Source organism: Nonomuraea sp. 10N515B (genome assembly GCF_052245915.1).
Lineage (GTDB): Bacteria > Actinomycetota > Actinomycetes > Streptosporangiales > Streptosporangiaceae > Nonomuraea.
The window spans coordinates 1-13,659 of record NZ_JBQQBQ010000047.1 but is presented as its reverse complement, the minus strand read 5'-3'; the positions used below and the strand labels follow the sequence as shown (position 1 = coordinate 13,659).

Genomic DNA, 13,659 nt, shown 5'->3' with positions numbered 1-13,659 from the left:
ACTCAGGGCTCGTCACTCAGGGCTCATCTCATCACTCAGGGCTCATCAGTCAGCGGCGGCGGCAGCGGGGCCGGCGCGTGTCCGGCGCCGCGCCGAATAGCCGGCCAGTCCGACCGCGATGAGCAGCGTGATCCCGTTGAACAGGGGGGTCACCCAGAAGTCCGCCCCCAGCTGGCTGATGCCCGACAGCCCGATGGCCAGGACGGCGACGGCGACGACGGTGCCCCAGGGGTTGGCCCGCCCGGGCTTGATCGTGGTGGAGCCGAGCAGCGCGGCGACGAACGCCGGCAGCAGGTGGTCCAGCCCGACGCTCGGGTTGCCGATCTGCTGCTGGGCGGCGAGCAGGATTCCCGCGAAGCCGGTCACCAGGCCCGAGCCCGCGAAGGCGAGGATGACGTAGCGGCGGACGGGGATCCCGACGAGTTCCGCCGCCCGCAGGTTGGAGCCGATGACATAGAGGTAGCGGCCCAGAGCGAGCCGCTCGAGCACGATCCAGAGCACAGCGGTCAGGACGAGGACGTAGAACGCGGCTATCGGCAGGTTGAGGAAGGTCGAGTCGTACAGGTCGGTGAGACCGGCGGGCAGGCCTTGCGGGCCGGCGAAGATGCGGGCGCCGTGCGTCACCCAGCCCGTGACGGCGTACAGGACGCTGCCGGTGCCGAGCGTCGCGATGAAGGAGTCGATGCGCGCGAACTCCACGAGGAGACCGTTGATCACGCCGACCGCGACGCCGCCGGCGAGTACGGCCAGGCAGGCCTGGGGCCACGGCCAGCCGGCGTTGACGACGAGAAGCAGTGTCATGACATGGCCCAGCCCGAGGCCGTAGCCGATGGACAGGTCGAAGTTCCCCGTGACGATGGGGATCATCGCGCCCTGCGCCAGGATAGCGATGATCGAATAGGCGGAGATGATCGCCGTCAGATTGGCCATCGTGGGGAAGGTGTCCGGCAGGACGAGTGCGAACACGACGAACAGGAGGAAGGCCAGCGCCGGCAGCCCGTAGCCGCCGATGAGACGTCCCGCGGCGAGCCGCCGCCGGACGAGCTCTCTGGTCAGCAACGCTCCGCCCGGCGGCCGGCGGGCGCGGCCGTGGCCGCGTGGGTGAGGGCGGCGACGGTGAGGGCGTCACCGCCGAGTTCGGCGGTGACCGCTCCGCGGGTGAACACGAGTGCGCGGTCGCACATGTTCACGACTTCCTCGAAGTCCGTGGAGACGAGCAGGGCGGCCAACCCGCTCGCCAGGGCCTCACCCAGCAGCCGGTAGATCTCGGACTTCGCGCCGACGTCGACGCCGGCCGTGGGCTCCTGGAGGATCAGCAGCCGGCTGCGGGCTCCGAGCCAGCGCCCGAGCAGGATCTTCTGCTGGTTCCCGCCGGACAGGGTGGCGAAAGTCGCCTCGGTGTCGGCGGGGCTGACCCGCAGTCGCGTGATGACCGCCATCGTCTCGGCGCGCTCCCGCCGGGCTCCCACCGGGCTCAGCGGCGATCGGCCGCGGGTCGCGGGGTTGGCCAGGAGGTTCTCCCGTACGCTCAGCTCCGCGGCGGCCTCTTCCTGCCGGTCGCCGCTCACGAGACCGGCGCCCGCGCCGACGGCGGCCGACACCGAGCCCGGCCGGTACGGCCGCCCTGCCAGGTGCACGCTGCCCGACAGGAGGGGGCACGCGCCCGCCAGCGCGCGTCCGATGTCCACGTGCCCGGCGCCCGCGAGTCCGACCAGGCCGAGCGTCTCGCCTGTGCGCAGCTCGAAACCGACCGGTCCCGCCTGCCCGGCACGCACGCCGGCAACGCGCAGCAGGACCTCTCCTGGTCGGCGATGCCGGTGCCGGTAAACCCTGCTCTCCCGGCCGACGATGTCGCGTACGAGATCGGCCGGCCGGCGGCCGGCGAGCGGTCCGCGGCTGACGACGCGTCCGTCGCGAAGGACGGCGACGCTGCCGGCGATCCGGTAGACCTCGTCGATCCGGTGGGTGACGTACAGGATCCCGTGGCCGCGGTCACGGAGCGTGCGCAGCACGTCGAACAGGGCGACGCAGTCGGCGGCGGGCAGGGAGGCGGTCGGCTCGTCGAACACGAGGACCGTCGCATCCGTGGCCAGCGCCCGGGCGATGGCCACGAGCGAGCGCTCCGCCCGCGTCAGCTGCGCGATCGGCAGGTCGGGGTCGAGGTGAGAGGCGATGGCCCGCAGGGCGTCCACGCCGCGCTGCCGCACCGCGCGCCAGGAGATGAGGCCGCCGCGCCGGGCATATCCGGCGCCGAGGGCGATGTTCTCCGCGACGCTCATCCATTCCACGAGGCCGAGATCCTGGTGGATGAAGGCCATGCCGGCGGAAGCGGCCTGGCTTCCCAGGGGATGGCCGGCCACGACGACCTGTCCCCCGTCGGCGTGATGGATCCCGGCCAAGATCTTGATCAGCGTCGATTTGCCGGCCCCGTTGGCGCCGAGCAGGGCGAGGATGTCGCCGCCGTGGAGGTCGAGGTCCACTCCTCGGAGCGCGTGGATGCCGCCGAAGTGTTTGCGGAGTCCCCGGATCCGGACGAGCGGATCGGGGCCGGTCCATGATCCCGGTCTGGCCGGACGGTGATGCGAGATGTCGTTGTGCACAGCTGTCTCCGCGGGACCTCACCACCCGGAGGACAGGACCTCGAGGTCGCCGAATATCCGTTTCATCGTACAGAACCCATGGTCAAAGGCCCGGGGTCACTCTTGATCGGGCGGGAGAGAGTCCCAGGTTTTGACGATTTGGGACCTGGACGTGAAGTTCAGCTTGCGGAGGATGTTCTCGACATGGCACTCCGCGGTGCGTTGCGCGATGAACAGGGCGTCCGCGATCTGCTTGTTGCTCATGCCCTTCGCCACGCATTCGGCGATCTCCCGCTCCCTGCGGGTGAGGACGGAGGTCACGTCGGGTGCGGGTGGTCGGGCGGGCCGCTCGTCCAGGGCGTAAGCGGCGACCTGGTCGAGGGTGAGCTCCGCGCCGCGGTCGAAGGCGTCCTGGAACCGGTCGTCTTTCAGGTGCCGGCGGAGGGTGGTCTCGCACCGGTCGTGAGCACCGGCCAGGTGCCCGAGGCCGGACAGTGACGTTCCGATCGACCGCCAGACCACCTGGGCGGCGCCGAGCATCTGGGCGGCCTGCTCGTACTGCTTGTCGTCGGCCAGGACCCAGGCCAGCCCCTCGACGCACTGGGCCAGGCCCAGATGGTCGTTGCAGCGCAGCTTCAGCCGCACGGAGTCACGCATCATGATCACGGCGTCGCAGAAAGCGCCCCGCCGCCACCGCTCGAGAGCCGTGACCCACAGCGCGTAGGACACCGACCACTCGGCGTTCGCGCGCCTGGCCGTCTCCAGCACCTCCTCGCAGAGCTTCGTGGAACGCGGATCGTCCATGAGGACGGCCGTCAGGGCGAGCTGGAAGAGCGCGACCCACTCATGACCCCGATGGCCGATGAGGCGGCGCCGGGCCAGGGCCTCCTCCAGCAGCGTGAAGGCCCGGCCGAAGTCTCCGGCCAGCAGCGCGGAGAACCCCGTGATGTGGACGGCGCCGGCGAGCTGGGCCTCGTCGCCGAGCCGCTCCGCCAGCATGCGGCACTCTTCCAGCAGCGGCTTCGCCGTTTCGGGATCGCCCCGGAGCAGCACGAGCCACGCGTCGACCCACAGGGCCTTGGCCCGGACCGCCCCGGCGCCGGGCTCCTTGGCGAGCGCCCGCTCCAGCCAATGGTGCCCTTCGCTCGGGGAGCTCCATGAGAGCCGGTGACTCCACATCGCGGCGGCGATCTCGAGCGCGGCCCAGGCCTCACCGGGCTCGCTCAGGCAGAACTCCAGCGCGGCCCGGACGTTGCCCTGCTCCCGGCTCAGGCGGCCGAGCCATTCCATCTGATGGTCGCCGAACCATTGCGCCTCGGCTCGCGCCGCCAGGTCGCGGCACCAGTCGCGGTGGCGCAGCCGCAGGGTCGTGTCCTGGCCGGAGGCGACCAGCCGCTCCCATCCGTACTGGCGCAGCGTCTCCAGCATGTCGAAACGTACGGTGGAATCCTGCCCGCGGCGCAGCACGATCGACTTGCTCACCAGCTGAGTCACCAGGTCCGGCACACCCTCCCGGGCGATGCCGTCCTCCGAGCACACTTGCTCGATGGCTTCCAGGTCACAGCCGCCGGAGAAGACCGACATCCGCCCCCACAGCGCCTGCTCCTCCTCGGAGCACAGGTCGTAACTCCAGTCCAACAGCGCTCGCAGCGTCTTTTGCCGCGGCGGCGCGGTGGTGGGCCCTGTCGTCAGCAGCCGGAAACGGTCGTCAAGCCGCTGGAGGATCTGCTCGGCGGAGAGAATCAGCACGCGTGCCGCCGCCAGCTCGATGGCGAGGGGGATGCCGTCCAGCCGCCGGCACAGCCGCGCCACCGCCAGGATGTTGGCGTCGCTGACCTTGAACCCGGGCACGACGGCCATGGCGCGGTCCTCGAACAACCGCACCGCCTCGTTGTGCAGGACGTCCTCCATGGACGCCTCGGCCGGCTCGGGCACCGTGAACGGCGAGATCTCCAGCACCTGCTCACCCTCGAGGCGCAGCGCCTGCCTGCTGGTCGCCAGGATGCGCAGCCCGGGGGCCGTCGACAGCAGGTCGCCCGCCAGTGCGCCGCACTGCGCGAGCAGGTGCTCACAGTTGTCCAGCACCAGCAGCGTCTTCTTGTCCTGCAGGTACGCGGCCAGAGAATCTATATCCGGGTACGGGCATCCGACGGCGGCGGCGACCGTTTCGGCGAGGAGGTCCCAGGCCCCCAGCGGCGCCAGGTCGATCAGCCAGACCCCGTCCTCGAACTCCCGTGACATCTCCGCGGCGATCTTCCGCGCCAGCCGGGTCTTGCCCACCCCTCCCACGCCGATGAGGGTGAGCAGCCGGCCCGCCGAGAGCGCACGCTTGCCCTCCGCCAGTTCGCGCCTGCGACCGACGAAGCTGGTGAGCTCGAGTGGCAGATTCCCGGCGCACGATCGCGTTGTCGCCCCCATAGCACCCCCGCTACCCCTGGCGGGCCATGCCATGACAGGGCGGACGCAAACCCTGCCTCGTCACGACGACGGTCACAGCCCCCGGACCGGCGGACCATCGCGCACGCGCCGGGCCCTCGAGCGGCCGCGCCACTACCATGTGCCCGTGACATACATGCTGATGATCTCCGCCGGCCCCGAGTCGCAGCACGTCATCGACGAGGTGTAGTGGCCGTGACTGCCGTCGAGAGCCTGGTGCGGGAGCTCGCGCCGCAGGTCCTGGGCGTGCTCGTACGCCGATACGAGCAGTTCGACACCTGCGAGGACGCCGTGCAGGAGGCGCTGCTCGACGCGGCCGTGCAGTGGCCGGAGCAGGGTCTGCCGGACAACCCGCGGGCGTGGCTGATCACCGTGGCCGCGCGCCGGGTCGTCGACCACATGCGCAGCGAGCACGCGCGCCGGCGGCGGGAGGAGAGCGTGGCGGTCAGCGTGCCCGCCGACGCGTTCGTGGCGCCGGCGCCGGGCGAGGAGCGGACCGGCGACCAGGACGACACGCTGACGCTGCTGTTCCTGTGCTGCCATCCCGCACTCTCGCAGCCCTCGCAGCTGGCGCTCACGCTGCGGGCGGTGGGCGGGCTGACGACGGCGCAGATCGCCAGCGCGTTCCTGGTGCCGGAGGCCACGATGGCGCAGCGCATCAGCCGGGCCAAGCAGCGTATCAAGACCACCGGCGCGAGCTTCGCGATGCCGCCGGAGGCCGAGCGGGCCGACCGGCTGCGCGTGGTGCTCCACGTGCTGTACTTGATCTTCAACGAGGGTTACACCGCCACCTCCGGACCGGAGTTGCACCGGACCGAGCTGACCAGCGAGGCGATCAGGCTCGCCAGGGCCGTGCACCGGCTGCTGCCCGGCGACGGGGAGGTGGCCGGGCTGCTGGCGCTCATGCTGCTGACCGAGGCGCGGCGGCCGGCGCGGACCGGGCCGGACGGGAGGCTGATCCCGCTCGCCGAGCAGGACCGGAGCCTGTGGGACCGGCGGCTCGTCGACGAGGGCGTCGAGCTGGTGACGAAGGCGCTGTCGACGACCGTGCTCGGGCCCTACCAGCTGCAGGCGGCCATCGCGGCCGTGCACGACGAGGCGCCCACCGCCGAGGAGACCGACTGGCCGCAGATCCTCGCACTGTACGGGGTGCTGTCCGGCCTGGACGACAACCCGGTCGTCACGCTCAACCACGCGGTCGCCGTGGCCATGGTGCGCGGCCCGAGGGCCGGGCTCGAGCTGCTCGACGGCCTGGCGGCCGACGAGCGGATGACGCGGCACCACCGGCTGGCCGCGGTACGCGCCCACCTGCTGGAGATGGCGGGCGACCGGGCGGCGGCGGTGAACGGATACCGGGAGGCGGCCCGGCTGACGACCAGCCTGCCGGAGCGGCACTATCTTGAAGACCGAGCAGATCGCCTGTCCTGACAATGATTTTTTTCGGTGCCCGGCCACGACATTGGCCGCCAAAGTGGGCTCGCCCGACCGGCTGTCGGCGCGCCGGCGAGCTGAGGTTGGGTCGCGCGGACGGGGCATGAGGAGCGTATGAAGGTCGTCGCGCTGTCGGACACCCACGCGCCCAGGCGCTGGCGCTCGTGCCCGCCCAGGGTCGCCGAGCACCTGCGCGATGCGGACGTCATCCTGCACGCGGGCGACGTCTGCGTCGCCTCGGTGCTGGCCGAACTGGCCGCGTACGCGCCGGTGCACGTGGTGAAGGGCAACAACGACGGCCCCGACGTGGACGCGCCCGAGACGCTGGAGTTGACCCTGGAGGGGCTGCGGATCGGGATGATCCACGACAGCGGCCCGGCCACGGGCCGGGTGGCCCGCCTGCGGCGCCGGTTCCCGCAGGCGGACCTGGTGGTCTTCGGGCATTCGCACATCCCGCTCGACGAGTCGGGCGAGGGCCTGCGGATCTTCAACCCGGGCTCGCCCACCGACCGCCGCCGCCAGCCGCACGGCACGATCGGGCTGCTCACGATCGAGGATGGTGTGCTGACCCGGGCCGAGATCGTGCCCGTCACCTGACGACGTCGTCGCGGGCCTTGTCCAGGTTGGTCTTGAGCTCCTCCATGACGTTGGCGTAGCCCAAGTAGCTGTAGCGCTCGGCCGCGCGCCACGGGTAGAGCTGCCCCGCCTTGACCGCGGGCAGCTTGGCCCAGGTCGGCTTCTTCGCCATCTCCTCGATCGTCATCGCCTGGGCGCGGGCGTCCACGAGGATCACGTCGGCCTGGTACTTGTCGGCGCTCTCCCAGCTCACGACCTCCCAGAAGCCGCCTTCGGAGGGCTTGGGCGGCGAGACGACGTTGAGGCCCAGCTCGCCCCAGTATGTGAGGTCGGGATGGTCGGGCTGGTAGGCGATGTACAGGGCGTCGGGCGCCCCGGCGACGATCATCACCTTGAGGTCCGGCTTGGCCGCGGCGAGGGTCTTGAGCGCGGCGCTCGCGGCGTCGAAGCGGTTCCTGGCCTCGACCACAGGGGCCGCCTTCTGGTCCGCGCCGAGCGCGGCGGCGAGTTGGCCGTACCTTTGGATGATCTCCAGCAGGGGCTTGCCGCTGTGCATCACGCCCACGGACGGCGCGATCTGGTCGACCGCCTGGACGGACTCCGCCGGGACGTACCAGAGCTTGTCCTTCTCGTACATGCCCGCCACCAGCACGTCGGGCTGGAGCGAGGCGTACTTCTCGACGTTGAACTCGCCGAAGGCGTTGCCGATCGACTCCACCTTCGTGATGTCGACCTCGCCCACCGCCCGGTCACGGCTGCCGTCCTTGAGCCGGTGCGGGCCGTACACCGCGATGGGCCGCACACCGAAGTCCCACAGCGCGGCCGCCGAGTCGAACTGGGCCACGATGCGCTGCGGCCGTTGCGGCAGGGAGACGCTCTTGCCCCGGTCGTCGGTCCAGGTCCAGGGGCCCTGCCCCGCGGCGGAGGCCGGGGCCGACGAGGCGGGGGCGGCGGGCGGGGAGGCCGTGCCGCCACAGGCGCTGACGCCCAGGACGGCGGCGACGGCGAGCGCGGCGGCAAGGGTGCGTGGCGGGGGGATGGCCATGAATTCTCCTCGTTGCGCGTCTTGCCCTTATGGATGGCATATTAGCTTAGCCTTACCTAACCTAGAAGATCCCGTCGGAGCCTCATACCCCTCCCGCTGGAGCGGGCGGCACGCTCGTACGACCGCAGGCGTAGCCCGGGCGGCGACCACCGGCGGATTCCTTTCCCCGGCGGCGGCAAGATCCTGGAGTCCTTCACGGCTTAAGGGGCGCGGTAAGGCCACGAGAACGGGACCGTAAGCGCCCTCCAGCACAGTGATCACAGATCACCGCAGAGAAGGGCAGAAAGATGAGCCAGCCGTCCACCGTCACCCTCCGGGACGAGATCGCCCTCCCGGGCTTCACCGGCCCCGTGCACCTGCCGGGCCAGGACGCCTACGACGAGCTGCGTCGCTCGCTCAACCCCGCCGTGGACGCCCGCCCGGCCCTGGTGGCCGAGGCGTACGGGGCGGCGGACGTGCGGGCGGCGCTGCTCGCCGCGCGGGCGCACGGGGTGCCGTTCGCCGTGCAGTCGACCGGCCACGGCACGCACGCCGCGGGTGACGGCGGCGTGCTGGTCAGGACCTCGCCGATGGCGTCGGTGCTGGTGGACCCCGTCCGCCGGACCGCCCGGGTGGGGCCGGGCGCACGCTGGAGCGCGGTGCTGGCCGCCGCCGCGCCGTTCGGCCTGGCGCCGCTGTCGGGGTCGGCGCCGTCGGTCGGCGTCACCGGGTACACGCTGGGCGGCGGCCTCGGCTGGCTGGCCCGCAAGCACGGGTTCGCCGCCGACAGCGTGGTGCGGGCCGAGGTGCTGCTGGCCGACGGCCGGCACGTCACGGCGAGCGCCAGCAGCCATCCCGAGCTGTTCTGGGCGCTGCGCGGGGGCGGCGGCGGGTTCGGCGTGGTGACCTCGCTGGAGTTCCGGCTCTACCCGGTCTCGCAGGTGTATGCGGGGTTCGCGTACTTCCCGATCGAGGCGGCGGCCGGCCTCCTGCACGCGTACCGGACCTGGATCGACGACGCGCCCGACGAGATCAGCACCGCCGTCGTCCTCAAGCGCATGCCCGCCGGTGGGCCGCTGCCGGGCCGGCACGTGGCGATGCTGAAGGTCGTGCACGCCGGGGAGGCCGCCGAGGGCAGGCGGCTGCTGGCCCCGCTGTGGCGGGCGGCCGGCCCGGCGCTGCTGGACGAGACCCGCACGATCGCGTACGCGGACGCGGCGATGGGCGGCACCCCGAACCGGCACATGGACATGTTCGACACGGTCCCCAGCGAGGTCGCCGACATCGTGGTGCGGGCCGCCGAGCAGGCGCAGACCGTGGAGATCCGGCACTGGGGCGGCGCGCTGGGCCGGCCGGGACCCGACGCGGGCCCGGTCAGCCACCGGAGCACCAGGCTGTCGGTCATCGTGGACACGCCGGTGCCGGGCCTGGCCGAGGAGCTGCGGCCGTACGCCAACGGGGGCACGTTCCTCAACTTCCTGTCCGACCCGCGGCGTACGGCGGCCGCCTACAGCGCGGCGGACTACCGGCGGCTGCGGGAGGTCAAGCGGGCGTATGACCCGGACGGTTTCTTCCGCGTCGGCCACGTCGTGCCCGCGTGAGCAGCCGTCACGGCCGTCACGGGGAACGCACCGGCTGAGCGAGGTCGATTCCGCCTGCTGCGGCGGGCACGAGCGTATTGAAGGCTGCCTTCGCCGCCCAGCCGGCGTGCGCGTCGTCGAGCACGTGTGCGCGGATCCGGCCCTCGGCCAGCGCGGCCAGCGCCGCCCGGTCGGCGGGCGCGGGCCGTACGGGGTCGAGGAGCGTCACCTCGACGGCGAGGTCCCGGGTGGCGGCCACCCGCAGCATGGAGGCCAGCAGCGAGTCGTCGCCGACGAAGCAGGCGCGGGTCGAGGTGGCGCCGCCCTCGTGATACCACAGCGCCGCCGGGACCACCGCCGCCCCCGCGTCGATGGCGGCCTGGAACACCGCCGGCCGGAACCGGCCCATCCCGCGCCCGCACCAGGTCGTCCCCTCGGGGAAGGCGACGACGGTGTCGCCGGCCCGCAGCGCGCCCGCGACCGCCGCGACGGTCCCCGGCAGCGCGTACAGGCGCTCCCGGTCGATGAACAGCGCCCCCGAGCCGGCCACGAGCCGTCCGACGACCGGCCATCCGGCGATCTCCTGCTTGGCGAGCGGCCGCGACGGCACCGTCGCGGCGAGCACGAGCGGGTCCAGCCAGGAGATGTGGTTGGCCACAACGAGCCCCTCCGCGCCGGGCATTCCCGGCGGGACCTCGACCCGGATGCCGAGCGCCCGGAGCAGCAGCCTGGCCCACGCCCTCGTGATCGCCGTCCGCACGCGGGCGGGTGCCCGGAAGGCCGCCAGAGACACCGGCAGGCCGGCGAGGATCACGAGCAGGGCCGCCGACAGCCGCGCCACCCGGCGCAGCATCCCCGCGGCGGCGGCCGGGCCCGTCACGCAAGTGGCGGTCGTGCACGGGCCGACCGGCCGCCAAGGGTTGACCTGGGCGATGCCGCTCACCGTGACGCTCCCTGCGCGGTCTCTCCGAGGAAGTAGCGAAGGTAGCGGTGGTTGACGCGGGCCATGGACAGCAGCACGAAGAAGTCGGCGGTGCCGAAGTCCCGGTCGTGCGCGGGCGCCCCGCACACCCAGGACCCCAGCCGCAGGTAGCCGCGCAGCAGCGCCGGCGGCACGAACCGGTCGCCGCGGGCCCCGCCCCGGCGGCCGCGCCAGGGCTCGCGCGGCGTGACCCGGTACTCCTCCGGCCCGAGCGGCACCTGGTCGACGACGGCCGCCGCGACCGCGCCCTGGTCGTCGAGCGGCACCGAACAGCAGCCGCCCAGCCACTGGTGGCCGCCGTCCGTCATGTACCGGGCGATGCCGGCCCACATGAGAGCCATCACCGCGCCGTCCCGGTGGTCGGGATGCACGCAGGTGCGGCCGGCCTCGACCAGCCCCTTCCTGATCGGGGCGAGGTTGCGCAGGTCGAACTCGCCGTCGGAGTAGAGCCGGTCGGTCCGGCCCGGAGGCAGCAGCCGGTACGTGCCGACGACCTCGGCGCCGTCCCTGACGAGGATGTGGTCGCAGTAAGCGTCGAACCGGTCCGCGTCGAGGCCCGAGACGGGGCTGTCCAGGCGCGCCCCCATCTCCTCGGCGAAGACCTCGTACCGCAGTCGTTGCGCGGCCCGCAGGTCGGCGGCGGTGGTGGCCATGTCGACCGTGTACCGACCGGTGTCAAGAGAGATCGTCATGGGCGGGCGTCCTTCCCTGAAGGGGTCTCGCGCCTATGTCGACATGCGGAAATGACAACAGCGTCGCCCCCCGGGGGCAGGCAGACGTCCGCGCGGTGAACCTCGTGGCGAAGACCTGCGGGTCCACCCGTACGGAGCCGCGCCGCGATCATGCCGCGCGCCGGGTGTGCGCGGTGCGATGCCGGCGCTCATGAAGGGGCGAGAAGTGAAGGTTCCGCTAAATCTCTAAACGGCCATATCTGTAAATGGCAGACCAGGATGGCAGCGGAAAAGCCGCCTTACCGAGGGCGCACCACAATACGCCCAGGCGAATGTTTCGGACGCCGATGGCTGTAGTCGCACACCTTTGCATAGGTCATGCCTTCCTGTCTATAGGTGCCTTTCGACCTGCAGGCCTCCCCAAGAGGGACATTACGGAACGGGTTGACATAGATCTCAACTCTGCAACATTACTGTCAGGCAATTTGTCCGAAACATTAGTCAATGATTCTATTTCGCACTAACTAGCGGCGTTGACCCTGGTTCGGACAAAGGAGAGCTGTCGTGTCCCACAGGCGGAGACTTGGGAGATTCCTCACGGCGGTGGCAGGAGGCGCGCTTCTGCTGTCGGCTTGCGGGCAGACCGGCGACGGGGCGAGCAAGCCCTCGGCCTCGGCCTCGGACCCCGCGGCGCAGACCATCACCTATGCCGGTGAGCAGGAGTTCAACTCCTACAACAGCACCGCGGTGAACAACCTCGTCAACAGCACGGCCATGCAGCGGGTCCTGGCCGGCTTCTGGTACTACGGCGAGAACGGCGTCGTGACCCCGGACAAGGACTTCGGCACCTACACCAAGAGCTCCGACGACCCGCTGACCGTCGACTACGAGTTCAACTCCAGTGCCGTGTGGTCCGACGGCACCCCCGTCGACTGTGACGACGCCCTGCTGTTCTGGGCGGCCAAGTCGGGCAAGGTCAAGGGCTTCCAGGTCGACGGCACCAGCGGCGTCGAGCTCACCAAGACTCCGGCGTGCAAGGCAGGCGACAAGAAGTTCACCTTCGAGTACTCCGCGCCGTTCGCCGACTGGGACAGCAACGGCCCCGGCGCCGCGGACCTGCTGCCCGCCCACGTGGCCTACAAGGCCGCGGGCATGAGCGAGGCGGACTTCATCGCCGCGGTGCAAGCTCAGGACGCCAAGAAACTGGAGGCGGTGATCAAGTTCTACAACGAGGGCTGGGTCATCGAAGGCGGCATCAAGGACATGTCGCTCTTCCCCGCCGCCGGCCCGTACAAGATCTCCGCCATGGAGCCCGGCCAGTCGCTGACCCTCACCGCCAACGACAAGTGGTGGGGCCCCAAGCCGGCGACGCCGACCATCGTCATGCGGGTCATCTCGCAGGAGGAGCAGGCCCAGGCTCTGCAGAACCGCGAGGTCAACCTCATCGAGCCGCAGCCCAACCCCGACCTCCTCGCCCAGCTCGAAGGCATGCAGGGCGTCACCGTGAAACCCGGCGACCAGTACACCTACGAGCACCTGGACTTCAACTTCGAGGGTGCGTTCAAGGACAAGACGCTGCGCGAGGCGTTCGCCAAGTGCGTGCCCAGGCAGCTCATCGTGGACAACCTGATCAAGCCGCTCGCGCCGCAGGCACAGGTGCTGCAGGTCCGCACCAAGTTCCCGTTCGAGGCCGAGTACGCCACCGTCGCGCAGGGCAGTGGCTCGGAGACCTACGCCCAGCCCGACGTCGAGGGCGCCAAGGCGCTGCTGGAGAAGGCCGGCAAGGCCGGGATGGAAGTGAAGATCGGCCACAACCTGCCCAACCCCCGCCGCACCCAGGAAGTGCAGCTGATCGCGGACTCCTGCGGCAAGGCCGGCTTCAAGATCGTCGACGCCGGTGACGAGAAGTTCTTCGAGGCCGGCGGACCACTGGCCACCAACACCTACGACGTCGCCCTGTTCGCGTGGAGCGGCTCGGCCGAGGTCAGCCAGTGGAGCTCCACGTACACCACGGCCAAGGAGTGCAGCGAGGCCGGCAAGGAGAACAACAACGGCTGCTACTCCAACAAGGAAGTCGACGAGCTCATCAAGAAGCTCAACGGCGAGGTCGACAAGACCAAGCACCCCGCCATGGTCGCCGAGATCGAGAAGCTGCTCTGGGCGGACCTCGCCACGATCCCGCTGTTCGCCCACCCGGGCCTGCTCGCGTGGGACGAGAAGCTCCAGGGCGTCGTGCCGAACCCGGCGCAGTCGTCGGTGACCTGGAACATGGACAAGTGGACACTGGCGCCGTAGCCGTCCGATCATCCTGAACCAGCCGAGCGTGGGGAAGGGAACCGCAAGTCCCCAGCCCACTCGCCAGACCCTCGTCGCCACAAAA

10 protein-coding genes are annotated in these 13,659 nt (G+C 71.0%); 4 read left to right on the top strand and 6 right to left on the bottom strand.

Annotated features, from left to right (window positions below):
* Positions 1 to 45 precede the first annotated feature (45 nt).
* The 3 genes from ACTWQA_RS43215 to ACTWQA_RS43205 form a co-directional block, all read right to left on the bottom strand.
* Complete coding sequence (locus ACTWQA_RS43215) at positions 46 to 1,059, bottom strand: ABC transporter permease (RefSeq protein WP_443164683.1); 1,014 nt, start codon at positions 1,057 to 1,059, stop codon at positions 46 to 48.
* Positions 1,053 to 2,600 carry a sugar ABC transporter ATP-binding protein gene (locus ACTWQA_RS43210; RefSeq protein ID WP_443164682.1) on the bottom strand — a complete coding sequence of 516 codons (1,548 nt, stop codon included), beginning with the start codon at positions 2,598 to 2,600 and terminating at the stop codon, positions 1,053 to 1,055. Before ACTWQA_RS43210 ends, ACTWQA_RS43215 begins: the two co-directional genes overlap by 7 nt.
* 96 nt (positions 2,601 to 2,696) lie before the next feature.
* Positions 2,697 to 4,997: an ATP-binding protein gene (locus ACTWQA_RS43205; RefSeq protein WP_443164681.1), complete on the bottom strand. Its 2,301-nt coding sequence runs from the start codon at positions 4,995 to 4,997 to the stop codon at positions 2,697 to 2,699.
* Positions 4,998 to 5,210: 213 nt separating this feature from the next.
* Between ACTWQA_RS43205 and ACTWQA_RS43200 the strand changes: the two genes are divergently transcribed.
* Both ACTWQA_RS43200 and ACTWQA_RS43195 read left to right on the top strand, forming a co-directional pair.
* Entirely contained in the window at positions 5,211 to 6,443 is a 1,233-nt protein-coding gene (locus tag ACTWQA_RS43200) for an RNA polymerase sigma factor (protein ID WP_443164680.1), read from the top strand.
* A gap of 117 nt (positions 6,444 to 6,560) precedes the next feature.
* Positions 6,561 to 7,043: a metallophosphoesterase family protein gene (locus tag ACTWQA_RS43195; RefSeq protein WP_443164679.1), complete on the top strand. Its 483-nt coding sequence runs from the start codon at positions 6,561 to 6,563 to the stop codon at positions 7,041 to 7,043.
* Here ACTWQA_RS43195 and ACTWQA_RS43190 read toward each other — a convergent pair.
* Complete coding sequence (locus tag ACTWQA_RS43190; protein ID WP_443164678.1) at positions 7,036 to 8,067, bottom strand: ABC transporter substrate-binding protein; 1,032 nt, start codon at positions 8,065 to 8,067, stop codon at positions 7,036 to 7,038. The two genes, ACTWQA_RS43195 and ACTWQA_RS43190, sit on opposite strands and share 8 nt — an antisense overlap.
* Before the next feature lie 287 nt (positions 8,068 to 8,354).
* Here ACTWQA_RS43190 and ACTWQA_RS43185 point away from each other — a divergent pair, with 287 nt between their 5' ends.
* Complete coding sequence (locus ACTWQA_RS43185) at positions 8,355 to 9,647, top strand: FAD-binding oxidoreductase (RefSeq protein ID WP_443164677.1); 1,293 nt, start codon at positions 8,355 to 8,357, stop codon at positions 9,645 to 9,647.
* A 16-nt stretch (positions 9,648 to 9,663) separates the two neighbouring features.
* Here the strand turns inward: ACTWQA_RS43185 and ACTWQA_RS43180 are convergent, their stop codons facing one another.
* Complete coding sequence (locus ACTWQA_RS43180) at positions 9,664 to 10,569, bottom strand: lysophospholipid acyltransferase family protein (RefSeq protein WP_443164676.1); 906 nt, start codon at positions 10,567 to 10,569, stop codon at positions 9,664 to 9,666.
* A complete protein-coding gene (locus tag ACTWQA_RS43175) occupies positions 10,566 to 11,300 on the bottom strand; it encodes a GNAT family N-acetyltransferase (protein WP_443164675.1) in 735 nt (244 codons plus the stop codon). Before ACTWQA_RS43175 ends, ACTWQA_RS43180 begins: the two co-directional genes overlap by 4 nt.
* 543 nt (positions 11,301 to 11,843) lie before the next feature.
* On the opposite strand from ACTWQA_RS43175, the gene ACTWQA_RS43170 reads away from it, so the two are divergent.
* A complete protein-coding gene (locus tag ACTWQA_RS43170) occupies positions 11,844 to 13,574 on the top strand; it encodes an ABC transporter family substrate-binding protein (RefSeq protein ID WP_443164674.1) in 1,731 nt (576 codons plus the stop codon).
* Positions 13,575 to 13,659 lie beyond the last annotated feature (85 nt).